Annotated in this window: 16 protein-coding genes and 2 pseudogenes; 9 read left to right on the top strand and 9 right to left on the bottom strand. The window is 37.1% G+C overall.

Annotated features, from left to right (window positions below):
• Positions 1–3: 3 nt before the first annotated feature.
• From KQI88_RS02430 to pdxR, 3 genes are all read right to left on the bottom strand, one after another.
• A complete protein-coding gene (locus tag KQI88_RS02430; protein ID WP_216414764.1) occupies positions 4–2,058 on the bottom strand; it encodes an FtsX-like permease family protein in 2,055 nt (684 codons plus the stop codon).
• Entirely contained in the window at positions 2,048–2,830 is a 783-nt protein-coding gene (locus KQI88_RS02425; protein WP_216414763.1) for an ABC transporter ATP-binding protein, read from the bottom strand. The genes KQI88_RS02430 and KQI88_RS02425 overlap by 11 nt, the downstream gene beginning before the upstream one ends.
• Positions 2,831–3,013: 183 nt before the next feature.
• Positions 3,014–4,432 carry a MocR-like pyridoxine biosynthesis transcription factor PdxR gene (pdxR, locus tag KQI88_RS02420; protein ID WP_216414762.1) on the bottom strand — a complete coding sequence of 473 codons (1,419 nt, stop codon included), beginning with the start codon at positions 4,430–4,432 and terminating at the stop codon, positions 3,014–3,016.
• A 163-nt stretch (positions 4,433–4,595) separates the two neighbouring features.
• Here pdxR and KQI88_RS02415 point away from each other — a divergent pair, with 163 nt between their 5' ends.
• Positions 4,596–5,069 (top strand): pyridoxamine 5'-phosphate oxidase family protein, encoded by a 474-nt coding sequence (locus KQI88_RS02415; protein WP_216414761.1) that lies wholly within the window; start codon positions 4,596–4,598, stop codon positions 5,067–5,069.
• Between the two features lie 370 nt (positions 5,070–5,439).
• A pseudogene (locus KQI88_RS02410) lies at positions 5,440–6,577 on the top strand (IS3 family transposase).
• 253 nt (positions 6,578–6,830) lie between these two features.
• Here KQI88_RS02410 and KQI88_RS02405 read toward each other — a convergent pair.
• The 4 genes and pseudogenes from KQI88_RS02405 to KQI88_RS02390 form a co-directional block, all read right to left on the bottom strand.
• Positions 6,831–8,528 (bottom strand): S-layer homology domain-containing protein, encoded by a 1,698-nt coding sequence (locus KQI88_RS02405; RefSeq protein ID WP_216414760.1) that lies wholly within the window; start codon positions 8,526–8,528, stop codon positions 6,831–6,833.
• A gap of 354 nt (positions 8,529–8,882) precedes the next feature.
• Positions 8,883–9,263, bottom strand: coding sequence for a VanZ family protein (locus tag KQI88_RS02400; protein ID WP_216414759.1), 381 nt, complete (start codon positions 9,261–9,263; stop codon positions 8,883–8,885).
• 1,429 nt (positions 9,264–10,692) lie between these two features.
• Positions 10,693–11,538, bottom strand: a pseudogene (locus KQI88_RS02395) (aldo/keto reductase).
• A 22-nt stretch (positions 11,539–11,560) separates the two neighbouring features.
• The gene (locus tag KQI88_RS02390; RefSeq protein WP_216414758.1) at positions 11,561–12,187 is read right to left on the bottom strand and encodes a flavodoxin family protein; all 627 of its coding nucleotides are present in this window, start codon (positions 12,185–12,187) and stop codon (positions 11,561–11,563) included.
• A 154-nt stretch (positions 12,188–12,341) separates the two neighbouring features.
• Here KQI88_RS02390 and KQI88_RS02385 point away from each other — a divergent pair, with 154 nt between their 5' ends.
• The 7 genes from KQI88_RS02385 (at position 12,342) to KQI88_RS02355 (ending at position 20,438) form a co-directional block, all read left to right on the top strand.
• The gene (locus KQI88_RS02385) at positions 12,342–12,764 is read left to right on the top strand and encodes a MerR family transcriptional regulator (protein WP_216414757.1); all 423 of its coding nucleotides are present in this window, start codon (positions 12,342–12,344) and stop codon (positions 12,762–12,764) included.
• Between the two features lie 629 nt (positions 12,765–13,393).
• A complete protein-coding gene (locus tag KQI88_RS02380; protein WP_216414756.1) occupies positions 13,394–13,588 on the top strand; it encodes a helix-turn-helix domain-containing protein in 195 nt (64 codons plus the stop codon).
• Complete coding sequence (locus tag KQI88_RS02375) at positions 13,585–14,271, top strand: response regulator transcription factor (protein ID WP_216414755.1); 687 nt, start codon at positions 13,585–13,587, stop codon at positions 14,269–14,271. The genes KQI88_RS02380 and KQI88_RS02375 overlap by 4 nt, the downstream gene beginning before the upstream one ends.
• Positions 14,258–15,247, top strand: a complete 990-nt coding sequence (locus tag KQI88_RS02370) for a sensor histidine kinase (protein ID WP_216414754.1) — start codon at positions 14,258–14,260, stop codon at positions 15,245–15,247. The genes KQI88_RS02375 and KQI88_RS02370 overlap by 14 nt, the downstream gene beginning before the upstream one ends.
• 83 nt (positions 15,248–15,330) lie before the next feature.
• Entirely contained in the window at positions 15,331–16,014 is a 684-nt protein-coding gene (locus tag KQI88_RS02365) for an ABC transporter ATP-binding protein (protein ID WP_216414753.1), read from the top strand.
• Positions 16,011–18,596 carry an ABC transporter permease gene (locus KQI88_RS02360; RefSeq protein ID WP_216414752.1) on the top strand — a complete coding sequence of 862 codons (2,586 nt, stop codon included), beginning with the start codon at positions 16,011–16,013 and terminating at the stop codon, positions 18,594–18,596. The genes KQI88_RS02365 and KQI88_RS02360 overlap by 4 nt, the downstream gene beginning before the upstream one ends.
• Positions 18,597–19,055: 459 nt before the next feature.
• Entirely contained in the window at positions 19,056–20,438 is a 1,383-nt protein-coding gene (locus KQI88_RS02355) for a recombinase family protein (protein WP_330656022.1), read from the top strand.
• 85 nt (positions 20,439–20,523) lie between these two features.
• Here KQI88_RS02355 and rlmD read toward each other — a convergent pair whose 3' ends face one another.
• Together rlmD and KQI88_RS02345 are read right to left on the bottom strand one after the other, a co-directional pair.
• Positions 20,524–21,909, bottom strand: a complete 1,386-nt coding sequence (rlmD, locus tag KQI88_RS02350; RefSeq protein WP_330656021.1) for a 23S rRNA (uracil(1939)-C(5))-methyltransferase RlmD — start codon at positions 21,907–21,909, stop codon at positions 20,524–20,526.
• 28 nt (positions 21,910–21,937) lie between these two features.
• Entirely contained in the window at positions 21,938–22,663 is a 726-nt protein-coding gene (locus KQI88_RS02345) for a pseudouridine synthase (protein ID WP_216414751.1), read from the bottom strand.
• Between the last annotated feature and the right edge of the window lie 12 nt (positions 22,664–22,675).

Genomic DNA, 22,675 nt, shown 5'->3' with positions numbered 1-22,675 from the left:
CTATCAAGCCTCTTTTAATTGCTTAATTTCTTCATCACTCTTCCTCTGGATCATCCATATATAGCAAAGCTCAAAAACGATAAAGATAATAAGTGCAATTCCTACCAGCAAAATAATAGTGCTACTGTTTGATGTCTTTGGAATAACCCTGAAAGCTTCTAACATAGACCAAATACCAAAAATTGAACTAATCAACGCTACAGCAATCACCAAACCAAAATACCACCATATTTGTATCCTTGCTGATGAACACAGGGATTTAACACTTGCCCCTAACATAGATAATGTAGAATACCTATGTCTTGTGCTTCTTTGCTGCATAAGAAACTTCAATCCTAACACCGTGTTTGCAATGATAAGGAACATCACACCTAAATAAAGTGTCGTATAACTTCCTGCGACTATATAAAACAACTGTCTTCCCATGCTGGCAAGATAGCTTTCATAGTTTAAGCCAGATGTATTAAGTAACTCATCTACTTGATACATGGCTTGCATCAGACCTTTTTCGCGAACAAAATCAGAATCTAGAACCATATTCCAGCAGAATGGTTCTTCAGAATTTCCAATCAACGCATTGTACATATCATCAGGAACAATCAAGGCATACGAAATTGTGATCGATCGATCTGCAACAAGATTGCTTGTATATAGTGTTGATGTTAATTCGTATTGTTTTTCATCGATATAAATTGTTGGATTAGTTTTCAATACTTTACTTAATATATCATGAGAGAATGAAAACCCTCCATTAGAATACATTGCTACTTCATTATCTCCTAATACAATGGGAGATTTATTGGTAGATTTAAGCAGTGTATTATAACTTGTAAGCGAAATTAAATAAGGACTCTCTTGATAAGATAAACCCCTTAATAGATTTTCTTTTTCTTCTGAATTTTTTTCTCTCGAAATAGATTCTTCTAATCCTGCCCAAGAAAAAGTGTGCGCGACAGTATTTTCAGGCATATCTTTATAAGGTGTCCTTAAATTACCAAGTTTCATAGGATAATAATCCTTTACATAAGGTTTCAATTTATCAGATGTCAGTACAGAAACAATTTCTTTTTCTGATCCTTTAAAAGTAAAATCTACGGTTCTGCCTAATGCTTCACCTCGATTTAAAGTTGTAGAAATACCAAAAGCAAAACAAACCATAGCCGAAAGAATTAAGAGTGATGATATAGCAAGAGAACTCCATTGATGTAGAACATTCTCTTGAAGTTGCCTTCCTGTAAATATAAATAATCCAGTAGATGAGCTACTTTTACGTCTTATCCATCGTCCAATGAAACTCCCCAATCCACGAAATAGCATAAAAGTTCCACTGATTCCTACAAAGAATATTAATGCAAACACTAAAACATCAAGAGTACGCAAATATAAAATTGCCAATACATAAGCTGCACATAGCAAAACTACTCCAAGTAGCAAATTAAACCAGCCCCATACAGGCGAAAGAATTCTTTGCAATTTTTCCTTCTGTTCATTCAGCAAATCCACAGGTTCCTTCTTGCTCATTCCTAAGCTAAGAATAAACACAGCTAATAGTTGCACCATAATGAAACCAAATACCGTTAATCCTAGACCCGCCCAGGAGATACGAAACTGATGACCAATGATGCCCATTCCAATAAGTCTAGAAGTTGCCAGACTAATTAGTTCTGTCAAAAATAAGGAACTTGGAATTCCAATGAGCAAAGCGACTAAACCATTCCACAATGTTTCCCCCATGATCATTGCGAACAACCTGCTTCGTTTCATCCCCATCATCAAATAGATTCCAAATTCATGACTACGACGTTGTAATTGGTATCTGTTAGCAAAATAAACCAAGAAAAATACGAAGAACAATGAGACGGCATAGAGCACCGGAATCATTAACAAAAGCTTAGCTACTGCATTACTCTCAACCGTCTTTAGATACACCATAACATCCTGTTCGCCAAGGGAAAGGATGACATAAAAAGCAACAATAGAAATAACGAGTGAGGCAAAATAAACCCCATTTTCTTTTCGGATTCTACTACTATTTCGTTTGATGAAATCAAAGAACATTAGCGCTGCCTCCTCCCAACTGTGCCATAACAGTTAAGATACGTTCATAAAACGAATTCTTAGTTTCTCCAGGTACTTTCTTTCGAAGCTCATGAAAAATCACACCATCTTGGATAAATAAGATTCTTGAGCAAAAGCTTGCTGCATTGGCATCGTGAGTAACCATCAAAATCGTGGTCCCATCTGTCTCATTGGTGGAAGATAGTTTTTCCATCAAGATTTTTGCATTTTTCGAATCCAGGGCACCGGTTGGCTCATCTGCTAATACAATGCTTGGATTCGAAATCAATGATCTTGCTGCTGCAACTCTCTGCTTCTGACCTCCTGACATTTGAGATGGAAATTTATTTAATACCTCCTCAATATCAAATTGCTTCACTAATTTTTGAAGTTGTTCCTCTTCCTTTTTGGGGTTCTCTCCATGTATCGACAACGGCAAAACGATATTTTCTCTCGCAGTTAAGTTATCTAATAACTCAAATCCTTGAAATAAATATCCAATTTTACTCCCTCGATATTTTGCTAGTTGAGATCCTCTGAATGAAGAAATATTCTGTCCCTCTAATAAGACTTGTCCAGATGTTGGTTTAAGCATCGTTGCAATGCAATTAAGCAATGTCGTCTTGCCTGACCCACTTGCACCCATGATTCCAAGAAACTCTCCTGGAAAAACATCAAAAGTAATTCCCTTTAATGCAACGGTTTCACTTTGTCCCTTACCATATGTCTTATATACTTCCTGAACTCGAAGCAACTTATCTGAAATTTTCATATCATATCCTCCCTATACTTTCCTCTATTAATACTATATAATGAAAATTTACCAATTAACACTTACAGTTGTTGTAAGGTTCGTAATGAGAGGAATATCTACACAAAATTCACTTTTTCATCTAAATTATAGCACAAAATTGCAATATAGCATGTCTTCCGAAATTTCACCATTCAATTTTCATTATGGTAATGCACTGAACCATGCGGATTGTAGCAATGCAATACCTTCTCGTATCTGTTGTTCACTCAGTAAGCTGTATCCTGCAAATATAATGTTTCGGGGACAATCATTCCTGTCATTCCAGAATGGAATCATAGAATATACTTTGACTCCGACTCTTTCTGCCTGTTTAATAAGCCAATCCTGTTCTTCACCACCCGGAAACTCCAAAACGAAATGTACCCCTGCTCCACGACCATGTAAGATTACTTTTCTGTCAAACATTTCTGTTGCTTTCTGTACAAATACATCATGACGCCTTTTGTAGGTGATGCACATTTTTCGAATATGACGCTCATAGTTTCCATCCCTCATATATGCAGCTAAAACACGTTGCGTCAACCATGATACAGGAGAATTATGGGAACGGAATAAACTATAATACCTCGTTAGCAGGCGTACTGGCAACACCATATAGTTCACCCGCAGAGAAGGAGAAAGAGACTTTGAAAAAGTTCCGATGTAGATAGTACGGTCTTCGGTGTCTAAAGAGTGGAGTGCTGGCACTGGATTGGCATCATATCTGAGTTCACTGTCATAATCGTCCTCAATGATATACGCATCGTTAACATTTGCCCAATTAAGGAGCTCCTTACGCTGAAAAATTGGCATCACAGTTCCATAAGGAAATTGATGCGAAGGCGTTACATAAGCAGCACATGCGTCAGAATGATGAATTGACGAGAGGATAAGTCCATCTTTACTAGCTTGGATTGCATGCAGATTATAATTGTTGTTGATAAATACATCCCTTGCCCCATTGTAACCGGGTTCTTCCATTGCAATCGTATTGTTTTCTTTACACAAAATCTTGCACAAAATATCTAACGAATAGTGTAGTCCAGAGCCGATGATAATCTGTTCATCACAACAAACCATCCCCCTTGACCTGTGCAGGTATTTTTTGATCTCTTGTCTTAACAACAGATCACCCTGCTTATCCGGATATTGATTAACTACATCTTTTTGCGGTGATAAGAGAATTTGAGAGGTATATTTTCGCCATAACTTGAAAGGAAATTGCTCATAAGGAAGCCCGCCGTACTGAAAATCATATAGACTTACAGGTTGCTTCAGTTCTGATGTTTCGACAGATAAAGCGTTTGTATCCTGTGGTACATAATTCCTCTCCGTAACTTTATTTGAGGTGTCTAGAACGAAAAATCCTGAACCATGTCTCGCTTGAGCATATCCCTCCACAGCCAGCTGGGCATAAGCCTGACTGACAGTATTACGCGCAATACCCAATGTTTGGGCTAGTGTGCGAATACCTGGAAGCCGTTCTCCATGTACAATATTTCCTTGTTCAATATCTTCTTTGATCTGACGGTAGATCTGAAGATACATTGGATCATTTGAATTTTCTTGAATATAAATCATAGAATTATAACCATCCTTATGCCAAAGTGTACCCTATATTATATCACATAAGTGTATCTTTTCACAGATACACTTATGTGATACGATATGTTTAATTGTATATCAAGTACATATATATCTTGAATAAAAGTCAAATTTACATAATTAGGAGGAGGATAAAATTATGCAATACAGAATGAAGAAGTTTCAATTAACGTTGGAGCAGATTGACGAGCTACTTCATCGTGCGGATACCGGGCGATTCGCTACTATCAATGAGAATGGCTATCCATATGTCGTTGCCATGCACTTTGTTTACTACAATAACAAAATTTATATGCATGGCCTACCAAAGGGACAAAAAATCGATAATGTAAATCGAAACCCCAAAGCATGCTTTGAGGTTGATGAATTGTTTGGTCTCTTGACTGACAATATCGAGAATGCCTGTGATACTGAGGCAGAGTACAATAGTGTTGTGATTATTGGAAACGCTTCGCTGCTTGAAGACTTAAATTATAAACGTGAAGTATTGAATAAGCTGGTTGAGAAGTACACTCCGCAATTTGCTGGAAAAGAGCTTCCTGATAACATGATTAAGGGTACTGCTGTGATTGAGATTGATATCGTAGAGTGTACAGGAAAATATCATAAATAGGGCAAAAGATAAACTTATTTTATTTAATTGCCATAAAAGCCAAATATGATTTCCCCCAATAGAATTTATCCCGCTTTTTATTGCGGGATGTTTTTTATTAGCTTGTTTTAGGGTTGAAAAGCAATTCCTGTCCGTTTTTTAGGTGTCACTAACTTTTCATTCTTTTGTAGTATAAAAAATTGCTTAATCAGAAAAGCGTATTAAACATTTGGTTTTCAAAAAATCTGAATAAGAGAATTCATATGAACAAACCAAGGATTGTGTTATGCCGCTATTTGATAAAAAACTGAACAGCATCTTGGTGTTAGTATAAAAGTGTAGACACGGTATCCCGAACAATCTAGAATAATTAGTAAAGGGAGTGTCTACGATGTCAAAAGGAAAATATACAAGTGAATTTAAAAATACAATAGTTGATTTATTTAATTCTGGAAAATCCTTAGCGGAATTAAGTCGTGATTATAGCATTGCAAAATCTACAATTAAATCTTGGGTAGAAAAATCAAAACCTATCTCTACGGGAAATGATAAAACCGTAACTGCTGAGGATTATCAAAAATTGATAAAAGAAATGGCTAGGATACAAGAGGAAAATGAAATCTAAAAAAGACTATGGCTATATTCACGAAAAAATAAGTAGTAAAATTAAATTCATCGCTGAAAATAAAAAGAATCACAATATTAAGCTATTATGTAAAGTCCTAAAGATTTCTAGAAGCTCATATTAAAAATATTTAACTAAAAAACCATCAAATAGAGAATTGGAAAACAAAGCTATCTCTGATGAAATATTAAATATATATACTAAGAGTAATAAACGATATGGATCACCTAAGATCCATAATAAATTACTTTCTAAAGACTATTTAGTAGGTCTTAAACGAGTTCAAAGATTAATGAGAGTACTTGGCATAAGATCAATAATAACTAAAAAATATAGACCCTCTTCATCAAGAATTAAGATTGATGAAAGAGAAAATTTATTAAAGAGAGACTTTTCTACAACATCTATTAATCAAAAATGGGTTACAGATATAACATATATTAACACAATCAAGGATGGTTGGTGCTACTTAGCATCAGTTATGGACTTACACAGTCGTAAGATAATAGTGTATTCTTTATCTAAGAAAATTGATACTGAATTAGCTTTATCTGCAGTTAAGAATGCCATATGCCTTCAAAATCCTCAAAATGGCTTAATATTACATAGTGATTTAGGTGTTAAATATACCAGTATTAAATTTAGAGAATATATTGATCAAAACAAACTAATATCTCACTCTTTTAGTGGAAAAGGCTGCCCCTATGATAATGCTTCTATAGAGTCATTTCACGCTACTTAAAAAAAAGAAGAAGCTAATAATGTCAAATACTATAACTTTAAATCTTTAAGATTATCTATATTTGAGTATATTGAATCTTGGTATAACAGAATTAGAATTCATAGTGGTATTAATTATTTAACTCCACAAAAAGTTGAGGATTTATGTAGAATAGTTTCATAATTTGTTCGGAAAATCGTGTCTAAGATATTGACCTATATTCAAAATATGTCTTAACTACGTGTAAAGTAAACTGCAGAAAGTCCATAAATAGTTTTCTAAATGTGTCTATTAACTTGACCTAAGTCCAACAAGCTATTTATCTAGTATACTCATTTTACTGTATATAGTAATCCTTTAAACATATTTAACTCTATAAAAAACCATTAACTTACAGTTACTTATAAGTTAATGGTTTTTATTTGTATCATTTATTTTATTTGATATTTTCTAATATATTTTCTACTTTCTCAATGGTGATATGACTTTTTGGATTAAATTTTTCATTTTCTAGTTCTAAATAACCTATATTTACTATTTTTTGTACACTATCTTTTGCCCATATACTAATATCTTTTTCATCATTATATGAAAGTTGTTGTCTTTCTGATGGTTCCATATTTATATAAGACATAAATCTATCCAATACAACAGCCAATTCTTCTCTTGTTAATAAATCAGAAGGTGCAAAAATAGTGGATGATTTTCCGATTATTATATTATTTTTTATTGCCCAACGACTAGCCTCTTCATAATAAGTGAAGAATAAAACATCTGAAGGTGTTTCTTTTGCATATTCTAAAGATTGATTGTTTTCAAGAGACATTGTATATAATAAATGAGCCAATTTTCCTCGTGAAATATATAAACTTTTATCATCATTAGCTTGCAATTTTCCTGTATTATTTTCAATGTAATGAACTGCTGTATCTATACCTTTCATATAATCATCATAAGTTTGTTCTTTTATAATATCAGGTTTAATAGGCTCAATACCATAAGGAATGCCACTGTCAAACAAACTATCAATTTCTATATATTTTGTAGAGTGACCAGCTTGTATGTTTAAGTGAGGCAATTCAAATTGATCCACGGCACCATAATGGTCAACACTTCCACCACTATACGTTCCCACTAAAATACCACCCATTTCTTTTATCATCATGGCATTTATTGTAGCAGAAGAAAATGTATTTTCACCAATAAGACCTACTATTTCTACATCATTGTTTTTTTGATATTCGGTTAATACATATAATAAAGGCATAATCATCCCATCAGAGCCGCCTGTATTATTTCTTAAATCAATAACAACAGTTTGATAGTCATTGCTTTCTAAATCATTTTGAACATTTAAACTAAATGTTTCCATGGGCAAGTTTTTATCTTCTTGACAAGCATTATATTGAATATAATAAACATTTCCATCTAATGGCATAGAAAAATAAATTTTAGATTTATCCTTAGTTGTTTTTGGTTCTTGGCTACGTTTTTCGGCTAAATATACCACATCTACCGTATCCGCTGAAGTATCTACAGTATGAAGAGAAATTGTTTTTTCCTGATTTTCTTTCTTTACTGTTATTTCTAATTCATCATCTTTTATAATACCTGCATAATCAAGAATTTCTTTGACGTTGATAAATTGTCTTAATTGTCTTTGGAGCCATACATTATTATCATGGCTGATAATAGGCGCCATTTTATTTTTTACAGTCTTCATATCATATCCATTTAAAGACACAACTTCCCATCCAAGATATTCTTCATATTCTGTTCCAATAACATCAAGCACCCATGTTTCAATATGTCTGATGCTAAAAGGATAGATATGCACATCTTTCAAAGCACGACCTATATTCACATTTGTATGCGAATCATTAACCATAGCGACTAAGCTTTGTAAATCAAGAACATACTCCACATTTGACTTTTCATTTATATTCTTTTTAATCTCAGCTTTTCTCTCTATAAATTCTTTTTCTGATGTGCTATAAAATATATTGGGATGACTTCCTTTTAATGTTTCATACAAAAAGTCTAAATTTTCTTCCCTTTCCGTAATTTCACTGGCATGAACCACTGGAAAAGCACATAATAAAACGATTAAAATTATAATCATCAGTTTTTTCATTTTTATCTCTCCTTAAATTAGGTATTAAATTATTTTTATTATATATGTACGATGATATGAAAAATGTCTAAAATTGTATTTAACTATTCTTATTTTATTAAACTATTCTTATTTTATTAAACTATTATAATGAGAATTATCAACACTTACATATAATCCTATATATATTTATTTTTACTTTCATCATTTGATATGCTCCCCTTATAGTAGACAGATGAAATAAAAAAATCTTTGGACTTAACCCCTTCTAGTAGACGTATAGATTAGTAGATTTAGTCAATACTTCGATTAGTAGGGGAGCATATTATCTAATCCTGTTATCTTTTATGTTTAAATAAGTATAACTCTATTCTTCTATATATAGTATCCTAAAATACCACCAATTGTATTAGTAATCAAATCGGTTACATCAAAAGATCTATGATTTAAAAGAAATATTGTCATTAATAACTGAATAAGTTCTATAGACAAGCTGAACAAGAAAATACTCTTAATTATTTTTATTAGAGTTATGTGTTGTTTTAAAAATGAATATAAAAAACCAAAAGGAATAGTCATTATTATATTCAAAATAATCTCTTTGACAGAACCCGTTCTGCCCAATAATAAATCATTAAATGGCTTAATATTTCCATATGAATATTCTATAGAGCTATGATATTTCGACTTAAGATCTAATGTCCAATCTATAGGTAATATAGTTACAAATAATACAATACATATATAAATATACATCAGAGTCTTCAAAATAAAATCAGACCTTTTATAATTTTTATATTTTGGAATATATATAATAAGATAAATTATTGATAATATGATTATATCTATTAGCATTTATTTTCCTCACACCAGATACATGCTTCATATCCAAAGATATTGTTTTAGATTTATTGCCTATATTTTTAAGTTAATTCCTATTACTTTTCTACAATTATTTCACAGCAACCCCCTATGTACATAAGAAGAAAGACATTTGCAGTATAAGTTATTCCTTATGAAAACCAACAGTGAGCATCCGGGAAAACTAAATGCATTCTAAATTGTAAAATACAATTTACCATAGCTATTAACTCAAATTACCCTATGTCATCTATAAATCTCTCTAAAATCAGGGCCTAAAAAACGGTGTTTTTCTGCCCATTTTTTGACCCAAAATTGCCCTCAAACCACTACATATTGTGTCTAAACCCTACTTTTCGTCCTTGTCACCACAATACGACATCATTATTATACTCTCAACGTGCCTTGAAGATACAAAAAAGATACCCATTGAACCTAGTACCCCCTTGGCGTTAAGGAGTATTTCTGAAAAAATCACCTGCGAATGCTAATTTTCAGGCACATACTATCAGCCTTTTGAAAATTTAGCTCTGCCCATCACCATCGTTTTTCTGGCAATTCAAAACCTATTTACTGCTTTACAATCCGAATAAAATTGTAAGCAATAAAACCTTCAAAGGTTTATTTGAAGACTTTATTCTTTACAATTTTCCGTTGGCACCTCATTGTGAATCAGCAACTTGATTAGGGGCATGAATTTTATATACCCCTAAAAAATCAATACTTCTGCATTATTGAAAAAGCAAAATTATATATACTAATCCTGGTATTTGTATTTCTGACTTTTTTCTTTCAATGCAACTACTCTGTGATCTTTAGTCAGCAATTTCATCTGACTGAGATAACAAATTTTATTCCTCCGACATTTTGGTATAATTCAATTTTTTATATGTTTCTCTAATATATACTCTAGTAGCTAAAATTAATTATGTCAAATGGAATGTTAATAAAAAGTTTTCATAACTTGTTTATTCAAAAACTAATTAAAACTAATTTCCTTTAAATTACATCTCATTATTTTTATACTTGTAAACAATATAATAGGTGTGTTAATTGGGCAATTCACTTTACAATTAGGCTTCTTACGTAATAAATACCTGTTTGCTTCATTTAATAATAAATTAATTTTCTCCATACTAGTGCTTATCCTTTAAATATCTTTCTTTAACTCATTATTTTCCTGTTTCAGCTTTTTTTATTTCATATTGACATGAATAGAGTGCAATCCCTTGTTCAAGAATTGCACTCTATTCATGTTCTTCATATTGACTTATTCAACGGTATAATGAATAATTTTCTTAACAGTGATAGATATCAGATAGCCTTAGAAATCTACTTTATCCGGATGAAGCCCTGAACTTCCACAATCGGTTAACTTATCAATTCTCTCAACATCCTGTGCGTTGATTTCAAAGTCAAATACCTCCAGATTACTTTTAATTCTCTTAGGTGTAACGGACTTAGGTAGTGGAACAATTCCCTTTTGAATAATCCAGCGCAGACTAAGCTGAGCTACAGATTTTTCGTATTGATCCGCAATTTCCTTTAATACCGGATACTTCAAAATCTGTCCGTTTGAAAATGGAGTCCATGCCTCCACTAAAATATTATGTTGCTTACAAAACGCTACGGTTTCCTCCTGCAACATGCCAGGATGGAATTCAATTTGATTCACCATCGGTTGAATCTTAGCGGTTTTCAACAATGGCTCTAAATGGTGTGGAAAAAAATTACTAACTCCGATTGCTTCGATTTTATCCTGGTTATAGAGTTTCTCGAATGCTCTCCAGCTCTCGCTGTTTGCTTCCTGCCAGTTATTCTTGGATGCTTTTGCAATAGGCCAGTGGATAAGGTATAAATCCAGATAATCAAGCTGTAAGTCCTCTAAAGTTTGATTAAAAGCGGCTAACGTCTTTCCATATCCTTTGTCATCATTTCACAGCTTACTTGTTACAAATAATTCTTCACGTGTCACACCGGATTTACGTATGGCTTCACCAACACTTTTTTCGTTTCCATAAGCAGCAGCGCAGTCAATATGTCGATATCCTGCCTTGATTGCATTTAATACGGACTGCTCTGTTTCCTCTTCACTAGACGTGCGCAATGTACCGAATCCTATATTCGGAATCTTATAGTTGTTGCTTAATGTGTAAAAATTTTCTCTCACAATTGTTTTCCTCTCTGATTTATTATCGTATAAAATTTGTCATAACATGATCTTCTTCTACAGGAACAGGTATTTTTTCTTTTCCAGCGTCAATTGTCTTAAGGAGCCAAGCCATTGATCTTGCATTTTTACGAAGGGTCTGAATACCTTCTTCGTCCTGATGAACTTCTCCTTTTTCCAAACCATATGCTATTGTCCAGTATTGAGACGGCGGCATGACTGTCTGGGCTAAATTAAGATAGTTATTGAGCTGATGTATTACATCTACACCACCGGCACGTCTTACAACTGAAATGGAAGTTGCAACTTTATATTTGAAATAATCTGAACTTGTGTAGAATACTCTGTCCAGAAAAGCTTTCATTGTTCCTGCTATTCCTGCATAATATGTTGGGGATGCAAGAATAAAGCCGTCTGCTTCACGCATTTTTTTTGCAACCTCATTGACAATGTCATCTTTGAAAACACAGTGATTTTCCTCTGAAGTCCAACAGTATCCACAGCCAATGCACCCATGAATATTTAGCTGACCAATTTGAATGATTTCAACTTCTATACCCTGCTGTTCCAGCTCATCTGCCATAACCTTGAGTGCCTGACTTGTATTACCGTTTTTACGGGGACTACCATTAATAGCTATCGCTTTCATAAATTCACACTCCTTTTTCTTCTATATGGTAAGTATATCCCTTACACTTAACTGTAAGTCAATAGTATTTGTAAAAGAAATTTTCATAAACATGCTTGACTTAGAGTTAAGTGTAAGCTATATAATATGTACAAAACTATATGAGGTGATGAAAGTGAACTATACCATAGCACAAGCAGCTAAAAAAATGAACTTAACAACATATACATTAAGATACTATGACCGTGAGGGACTGCTTTCCAATGTCAGAAGAGATAAGTCAGGCAATCGTATCTTTACAAAAGATGATATGGAAATACTCTACCTTATCTGCTGTCTTAAGAATACTGGAATGCCTATTAAGGAAATAAAACAATTTATAGACTGGCAAAATGAAGGGAATCATACACTCCACACACGTAACGATATGTTAGTAAACCACAAAGAAGATGTCTTAAAGCAAATTGAAGATTTAAAGAAAAACCTTCGTTTGATTGATCGAAAGCTCGATTATTACCGTGATGCTTGCCAAGCCTATGATACTGACTCACCAATCCCGACCTGCTGCGAATATACGGATAATGATTTAGAATTTTAGGTTTAATTTTAACGAGTATTTCTATCTGTGTAATCTTGATATACAGGGTTTGATCCGTTTGTTCTTCACTCTAAAATGATTACTGTGCTTCTATCCGACACTACTTCCCGAAGCACCAAGCCTTACAGCTATTAGGGCGACAGCATAAACGGTTTGTGATAAGCAAACACTATAAGAATCTCACCTCTCTGCTAGCTGCCGGATATGAAATTTTTAAGGAGCAATACGACCGTTTCCAAGTTTAGAATAGTTAAGTATGACCTGTTTGTTCTTAAGTAAAAACAAGATACTCCCATAACCGGCGGCTCCAGTTCCAAAAAATCCAACTACGGAGAAAAGTAATATAGTACACCGAAAAGTTCTAAAGCTGTATAGACATAATAAATATCAGAGTTAATTAAGTTGCCAGCAGCGAGCTCACCTTCAGTGTGAAATTGCCTAGGTTCTTTTCCATAAAAAATAAAGCTCTTGAACACTCGCTTATCACCTCTCAATGATCCCAATTATTTCTTCATATCCTAACTATTTTCGTAGCCCCTCTTTTCCACGCTCCCGTATTTTTTTGTTTTATACCTCAGCTTGTATACTTCCGTCAAAAGAAATATAATAAAGTTATGGAGGTGTTATGCGTGGATTATATAACGACAAAAGAAGCAGCGAAAAATTGGGGAATCACAGACAGAATGGTAGTGTACCATTGCTCTGCCGGACGGATTAAGGGAGCTAAAAAAATGGGAAATACATGGCTTGTTCCGATTGACGCTGAAAAACCGGCTGACGGACGATACAGGAGAAGTAAAGTAAAGGATGGTGAAAATAAATGAAACGGATATTTTTGGTTGAGGACGATAAGGCAATCGCTAAAAACCTTATGCTTTTGCTCCGCACGGAGGGATTTACAGTCACTCACGCCCCTACGCGGAGTGAAGCCCTTGCCGCGCTTGCCGGGAATAAATTTGACTTGGCGTTGATTGATATTTCTTTGCCTGACGGAAATGGCTTTACGGTTTGCACGGAAATCAAAGAAACGCAAGATGTTCCCGTTATCTTTCTGACGGCTTCTGGAGATGAGGCGAGTGTTGTTACCGGGCTGAACATGGGCGCGGACGACTATATCACCAAGCCTTTTCGTCCGCGTGAATTGATTGCGCGAATTGGAACCGCCTTGCGAAAAAGCGGGCGTTTTGGGTCGGATTTTGAAATTCGCGGGCTTCATGTCGATACGGCAAGCGGCATTGTGAAAAAAAACGGCAACGAGGTTTTTCTTTCAGCATTAGAATACCGCTTGTTGCTGGTGTTTATTAGCAACCCAGAAAGTATTATCACGAGGGGCAGGCTACTTGACGAATTGTGGGACGCGGCGGGCGAGTTTGTCAATGACAATACACTGACCGTGTACATCAAACGCTTGCGGGAGAAGATAGAGAACGACCCAGCAAGCCCGCAAATTATTCTGACTGTTCGCGGGACGGGGTATAGATTGGGGGGCGAGTATGTTTCGGAATAGAGAGTTTCGGCAGTTTGCCATTTTGTTCTCCTTAATGGCCGCCGCCGCTGTAATGCTGGGATTTGTAATAAATACGGCGGCGGGAATCCTTGCCATTGCTTCTGCCGCCGCCTTTGGCATAGCGTTTTTCGCGTTTACCAAAGCCCGATACAAAAGCATTGCGCGGATTTCAAATCAAATCGACCTTGTGCTTCATAATGCTGACCATCTGTATATTGGTGAATCGGACGAGGGCGAACTTTCCATTCTGCACAGCGAGATAACAAAAATGACGTTGCGTATTCGGGAGCAAAACGACGCGCTGAAAAAAGAAAAAGAACATCTTGCCGATTCGTTGGCCGACATAGCCCACCAACTCCGAACCCCGCTCACATCCGCGAACCTCATTCTGTCATTGTTAGCGAATAACCCTTATGAAAACGAGCGGAAAGCATTTGTGCGGGAAACAGAGGAATTGCTTGTGCGGATGGATTGGCTGATTACTTCCCTATTGAAATTATCCCGTTTGGACGCGGGCATTGTGGTATTCCAAAGCGAGCAGATAGATATAAACAACTTGATATGCGCCGCGCTTCGCCCGTTCCTAATCCCAATGGAACTGCACAATATTGATTTGCAAATAGACACGCCGAAAGGGATGATTATTCAGGGCGATTTTGGTTGGCTTTCGGAAGCAATTCAAAACATCCTCAAAAATTGCATGGAAAGCGCAGGCGAGAATGGTAAGATTGAGATTGTTTGCGGGAACAACCCGCTGTTTACCGAAATTGCTATCCGCGACAGCGGCACGGGCTTTGAAAAAGAAGATTTACCCTGCCTGTTTGACAGGTTTTATCGTGGGAAAAACCCAAACGCTACAGGATACGGGATTGGATTGGCTCTCTGCAAGATAATTATAACACGGCAGGGAGGGACGATTACCGCCAAAAATCACCCGCAGGGCGGCGCTATATTTGCCATTCGTTTCCCAAAGTGACGAATCTCTCACCTGAAAGTCACAGAGATGTAAGTTGAAGGTTCTATTATATGGGTAGACCATGAGAAAAGGAGGCTCACATAATGGAGCTATTAAGAATTGAAAATCTATGCAAGGCCTATGGCAAGGGCGAAAACCAAGTTACCGCGCTTGACCATGTTTCGCTTACAATCGAAAAAGGGGAGTTTACCGCAATCATCGGTTCCTCCGGCTCCGGCAAATCCACATTGCTTCACATCATTGGCGGCGTGGACGTGCCGACAAGCGGAAAGGTGTATTTGGACGGGCAGGATGTATATGCCCAAAGCAATGAAAAACTTGCCATTTTCCGCAGGCGGCAGGTCGGGCTGATTTACCAGTTTCACAACCTCATTCCCACCCTGAATGTGGTGGAAAACATCACCTTGCCTATCCTAATGGACAAGCGCAAGGTCAACGATGAACGGCTGAATGATCTGCTCGAAATGCTTGGGCTAAAAGACCGCAAAACGCATTTACCCAATCAGCTTTCGGGCGGTCAGCAACAGCGCGTTTCCATAGGACGCGCTTTGATGAACGCCCCGGCGGTCATGCTTGCCGACGAACCCACGGGCAGTTTGGACAGCCGAAATGGACATGAAATCATCAAACTGCTGAAAGAAAGCAATAAAAAATATGGGCAGACCCTGCTCCTCGTCACCCATGACGAAAATATTGCCCTGCAAGCAGACCGCATTATCGGCATATCAGACGGCAAAGTAGTGCGAGACGAGAGGGTGCGGTCATGAACATTTTCAACAAAGTTACCCTGCAAAGCATGAAAAAAAGCCGTACCCGAACGATTGTCACGATTATCGGAGTTGTTCTGTCCGCCGCCATGATTACGACAGTCGCTACCTTTGGCGTTTCTCTGCTGAACTATATGGCAAACGGCGCGGCCCAGAAATACGGCGGTTGGCACGTTGAGTTTTTGGACGTCCCTTCTTCTTTCGTACAGGAACGAACCCACGACGAGGGAATCACTAACACCGCGGCATTTGAAAATATCGGCTACGCAAAACTTGACGGCGGGAAAAACCCCAACAAGCCGTATCTTTTTATAGCCGGATACAGCGAGGAAGCCTTTGATACCTTGCCCATAGCCCTGGCTGCAGGCAGATTGCCGAAAAACAGTGGGGAGATTGTTGTTTCGGGGCGCGTCGCTACAAACGGCGGAGTTAAATTCGCGGTGGGCGACAAGCTTACACTTGCTGTCGGAAGCCGCATGGACGGAAACAAAAATCTCGGTCAACACGACCCTTACATTTCCGGGAAAGAAACTCTTGTGCCAAAAGCCAAGAGAACCTACACGATTGTCGGTATCTGCCAAAGCCCCAGCTTTGAGGAATCTTCTGCGCCGGGATACACATTGATAACGAAAGCAGATACACAAGACAAAGCGGACAACTTCAGCATATTTGTTACGCTTAAAAACCCTCGTGGGGTTCACGCTTACGCAAGCAACACAGCCGGAACCCAAGCTTACGTCTTTAACGATAATGTGTTGCGCTTCATGGGTCTTTCGGACGATAATTTGTTCAACACGCTTCTGTACGCGGTTGGCGGCATTGTGGTCGCCATCATCATGATAGGCTCGATTTTTCTGATTTATAACGCATTCACCATCTCGCTGAACGAACGCACACGTCAGTTCGGGATTCTCTCGTCGGTGGGAGCCACAGCGAGGCAGCTGCGAAATTCGGTGCTGTTTGAGGGGCTTTGTATCGGTGCGGTCGGCATACCGATTGGCGTTATCGTTGGCATAGGCAGCATCGGGCTTGTGATTTCAGTTGTCGCCAGGAATTTCGGGAGCATTCTCTACAGCAACGTCCCTTTAACCTTGACGGTGTCCATCCCCGCGATTGTCGGCGCGGCGGCGGTCAGCATGGTTACGATTCTGATTTCGGCCTATATCCCGGCTCGAAAGGCCGCAAGCACTCCCGTGATGGAGAGTATTCGCCAGACGAACGAGGTCAAAGTTGAATCCAAAGCCGTGAAAACGTCAAAACTGGCGCAGCGTATTTACGGTTTGGAGGGAACCCTTGCGCTAAAGAATTTTAAAAGAAACAAGAAACGCTATCGCAGCATTGTGCTATCACTTGTTTTAAGCGTAGTGCTGTTTATATCGGCCAGTGCTTTTGTAACGGATATGAAACAGGCGTCGGAGCGGGCAGTAGAGTTTACTACCTATGACATCGGTTTGGCCACACAGGATATGGACGATAGCGAAATGTTGCCGCTTTACGACAAACTAAAAACCGCCGATGGTGTTTATGAAAGCTCGTATCAAGCTCTTATGACGTATTCATGCGCTGCCAAAGCAAGCGATCTTTCAGACGATTACTGGGAATACGCGGGTTCACATTCGCCGGACGAAACGGTTAATCTGCCAATGGACATCCAGTTTCTTGATGACAGCGCCTATCTGAATATTATCAAAGACTTGGGCTTGCCTGCAGAGGAATATACCGGGCAAAATGCGAAAATGATCGCCGTTGCCAAAATGCAAGGCCACAGCAATCGGGTGGAGGAGGTTGACCAGCTTAGTGATATGTTCACGAGTTCTTCCATGAATTTTACCATCGCTCCCGAAACAAATGGCGAGCCGAAGACGGAACAGGGGCAAAACGTAAGCATTACGTTTGTCGAGACCGTGCCGCCTGATACACCCCCGATCATAGGAAACTTCGAGCAGAAGCCATACTTTTTTAGGGTGATGGCCCCCTATTCGCTCAAGGAGAAGCTTGAAACCCCCGATACCCCTGTGGATATTAAGGTTAAGGGCTTGACCTTTCGGTCAAAGAATCCCTCGCAGTCGGTGGCTGAAATGGAAACGATGATTCAGGGTGCGGGAATTACAGCCGAGTACAACCTGTACAATGTGTATAAAATGCTTGATGAGAACCGCAATTACATATTCATTGCCAACGTGTTCGCTTATACTTTTATCATTATGATTTCGCTGATTGCGGTTGCCAATGTGTTCAACACGATTTCCACGAATATCAAGCTGCGCCGGCGGGAGCTTGCCATGCTCCGCTCTGTGGGGATGTCCGACCACGATTTCAATAAAATGATGCGCTTTGAGTGTGCCTTTTATGGCATGAGGGCGTTGCTTTTCGGGCTTCCCACAGCGGCAGTCTCTTCCTGGCTGATTTACAAAGGGATGTTCATCGGCGGAGCGGACGGTATCGATTTTGTGTTGCCGTGGGCCAGTATCGGAATCAGCGTGTTCAGCGTGCTCTTTGTGGTGTTCATTACAATGCTGTATGCCATTAGTAAGATAAAAAGAGAAAATATTATTGACGCGCTTCGGGATGATATGACTTGATTCAAAACCGATATTGACTTGATATAAAATCAAAAAAACATCTGCGTGATTGGATTCAAGTGATTCGCAATCGTCCCGAAAGGCGATTTAGACATTGAAAATACAGAATCCATCCTACAGAAGTAATGTAAATTACAAAGGAATGCTACCCTGCGGTAATAAAAAACCGCAGTTGTGGCAGATGATGTTTTGCGGCCAAAATGTGGCCATGCGGCGGTTTTGAAATAACAATCAAAACCGCCATTTTCCTTTTTCAAAATTAGAAATTCTGAGGGTGTAAGCTGCTGCACCGCTGGAAGCCTATGAGAAAACCAAAGCATATCAGGATTTTATAAATGTACTTTCTCAGATTATTGAAAAATATGGTGCAGAGGTTTTAGATGAAATAAATCGCGTTGTTTAAAAGAATAGTGCTTATTTATTGATGTTTTTCAATAATTTATTGGAGGTATGATTACTATGAATAGGAGTGGAAAAAAATGTGTACTTTACCCCCGTGTAAGTACCGAAATGCAGGTTGATGGGTTCAGCTTGGATGGACAGAAAAACAGTTTAAAGCGATTTGCAGACAGAGAAGAAATGGAGATAATAGACATTTACGAAGATGCTGGTAAATTCGGAAAATCCATAGATGGTAGACCAGCTTTTAAACAAATGCTATGTGATATTGAAAATGGATTAGGAATTGTCTCATCACAAACAAGCGGAAAACTTTTAATTTCTGCGCTATCTGCCGTTGCTGAAATAGAGCGTGAAAATATCATTGAGCAGACAATGAACGGGATGAAAGAAAAAGCCCGTCAAGGTAGCTGGAACGGCGGTTTTGCCCCTTATGGCTACTATCTCAAAGATAAGCAACTCTTTATCCAAGAGGAAGAAGCTGAGGCAATACGCATTATCTTTGACAAATATGTAAATGGTAATATGGGGTTTTATAAAATCGCCAACTATCTTAATTTGCAGGGTATCCAAAAAGTAAAACGTGATAACGGTACTCTCTCCCAATGGAGTACGCATTTTGTCAGAATGATAATTGATAACCCTGTATACTGTGGCAAAATTTCTTATGGCAGGCGTGTCCGTGAAAAAGTAAAAGGCAGCAAGAACGAATACAGGCAAGCGCCACAAGAAAATTATATTATTGCTGAAGGGCAACATGAGGCAATTATAAACGAAAAACTATGGAATGCAGCACATGAAAAACGAGAAATAACAGGCGTAAAATCCCCTTCCAAAATAGGTCGAGATAGAGCGCACTTATTAAGTGGTATTTTAAAGTGCCCTAAGTGCGGCGGCCCAATGTACACCAACAAACACGCTTGGACAAATAAAGACGGTACATATAAAGAGGTTTATTATTATGTGTGCAGCAAAGCTCGGACAGCAAGAGGAAAAAGCTGCGACTATAAAGATATGCTCAAAAAAACCGACATTGAACTGCTTGTCATTGAAGCAATCAGAGAACTGATTAAAAATCAAGATTTTGCAACAGAAATTAAATCAAGAATAAGCAAGGAAATTGACACCTCCACTTTAAACAGAGAACTAAGCAATTATGAATCCAAACTGCGGGAGGTCGAGCTTAATAAAACCCGGCTTGAAAATGAAATTGACAGTCTGCCGGAAGATACTCGTTTTAGGGGACGCAAGCTCCACGATATGACCCTTCGCCTCGATGGACTGTATGACATCATCGTAGAGCTTGAAGAAAAAATTGAAGATGTAAAATTGCGCCGCAAAGCAGTGGAACAAGATGCTATCACATTGGAGAACATCTATACCTTATTGGCTAACTTTGATAAAGTATACGATAAAATCAGCGATGAAGAAAAAAATCTCTAATTTCTTCGCTAATCAAAGAAATAGAGATTTTTCCATGTGATGAGGCTGAATTGCCTTTGAAGTCTATTTTATTCAATTTTCCTGTTTATAAAGACGGTGGAGATGTTTGTGGGTTTTTGTGGGACAAAAGTACGCACGTCTCTACATGTGCCGTATGCGGAAACATATCCATACATTTAACTTTTTCAACCTTATATCCATGTTGCTCTAGTTCTACTAAATCTCTAACTAAGGTTTTAGGATTACAGGAAACATATACAATTTTCTCTGCATTAAATCCTATTATATCTTTTAAGGCTTGAGGATGGATACCTGATCTTGGAGGATCTAGCACGATGATGTCCGGCTTATCTTTAAGCTCCTTTACCTTTTCCTTTACATCCCCTGCTATAAATTTGCAGTTATCTAACCCATTTAACTTTGCATTTTCATTGGCAGCACGTACAGCATCCTCTATAATCTCTATCCCTATTACCTTTTTAGCCTTTTGTGCCGTTATTTGTCCAATAGTTCCCGTCCCACAATATAGATCGAATAGAGTTTTATCATCTGCATCTCCCACAAAATCTCGTACTATGGAATACAGTTTTTCTGCTCCCAGACTATTTGTTTGGAAGAAGGAAAAGGCAGAAATTCTAAACTTTAAGCCTAATAGTTCTTCTACTATATAATCTCTTCCAAATAAAATTCTTGTTTCATCACTTTGGACAACATCAGCTAGGTTATCATTTAATGTATGCAGAAAACCTACTAGTTCTCCTTCTAAATCTAGTCCCTTTATTTCATCCACTAAATCTGTAAAATCTAAATCTATTTTAGTTGTAGTTACAAGGTTTATAAGTAGCTCTTTTGTATAGTGAGCTTTTCTTACAACTAAATGTCGTAAATAACCTTCATGGGATCTAGTATTATAATAAGGAATATTTTTCTCCTTAAAGTAATTAAGCATAATATTTAATATATTTCTGAAGTCTTTATCCATTATGCCACATTCATTTACAGTTACAATGTCATAATGTCTACCCTTTTTATGCATTCCAAGTGTTAATGGGCCTCCTTTTTCTTCATCTCCAAAGGAAAACTCCATTTTATTTCTATATTCAAAAGCATTAGGACTCACCTCTATAGGTAAGTATTCATAATCTTTTATACCAGCTTCATCAAATAATCTTTTTACTTGTACATCCTTCATTTTTGCTTGATTTTCATAGGCTATACTTTGATAAAGACATCCCCCACAATTACCAAAATGAGCACAGGTTGTTTGATCTTCTAATGGAGATTTTTCTACAACCTCATATATTTGGCCTTCCACATTGTTATTTTTAGTTTTAGTTATAAATACCTTTAATTTCTGTCCCTTTATTGCATTTTTAACTGTGACCTTTATTCCTTCGAAATATCCATAACCCTTTCCACCAAATTCATTTTCTTCTATAGTTAAATCTATTATTTGTTTTCTCTTCAGCACGAAATTCACTCCTATGTATTCTATTAAATTATTTAAGTTCTTTTATCTGTTCTAATTCTTCTTCAGTAAGTTCTCTATATTCTCCTAAGTCTAGATTATTATCAAGCTCTAATGGCCCCATGGAAAGTCTTTTTAAATATATAACTGTCTTACCTACTGCCTGAAACATTCTTTTTACTTGATGAAACTTTCCTTCATATATAGTTAACTCTATTTCGGATATTTCATCCGATTTTAATATTTTAAGCTCTGCTGGCAAGGTTTTATAATCCTCATCTATAAATACACCTTCCTTAAACCTTTCTCCATCTTCTTCTGTAACTACCCCATCCACCTTAGCATAGTAGGTTTTAGGTACTTGTTTTTTTGGAGAAAGTAATTGATGAGCTAGCTGACCATCATTAGTAAGTAGTAATAGTCCTTCTGTATCCTTATCTAATCTGCCTACTGGGAATACGTCAAATGGTCTATAGGATTCATCTAATAAATCTACCACTGTTTCATCTCTATTATCTTCAGTAGCCGATATTACTCCTTGAGGTTTGTTCATCATAATATAGATAAATTCACGATAATTTACAACTTCATTACCTACAATAATTTCGCTATTTTCAGGATCTATATGTAAACTACTATCTTTAATTATCTTACCATCTACTTTCACTAATCCATCTTTACAAATTTTTCTAATATCTCTGCGGCTACCATAGCCTAAATTTGCTAATACTTTATCTATTCGTTGAGTTTTAGCCATAATTATCCTCCA

Source organism: Alkaliphilus flagellatus (assembly GCF_018919215.1).
GTDB lineage: Bacteria > Bacillota > Clostridia > Peptostreptococcales > Natronincolaceae > Alkaliphilus_B > Alkaliphilus_B flagellatus.
Note: the sequence above shows the minus strand (reverse complement) of the source record. Positions and strands in the feature narration are given on the sequence as shown.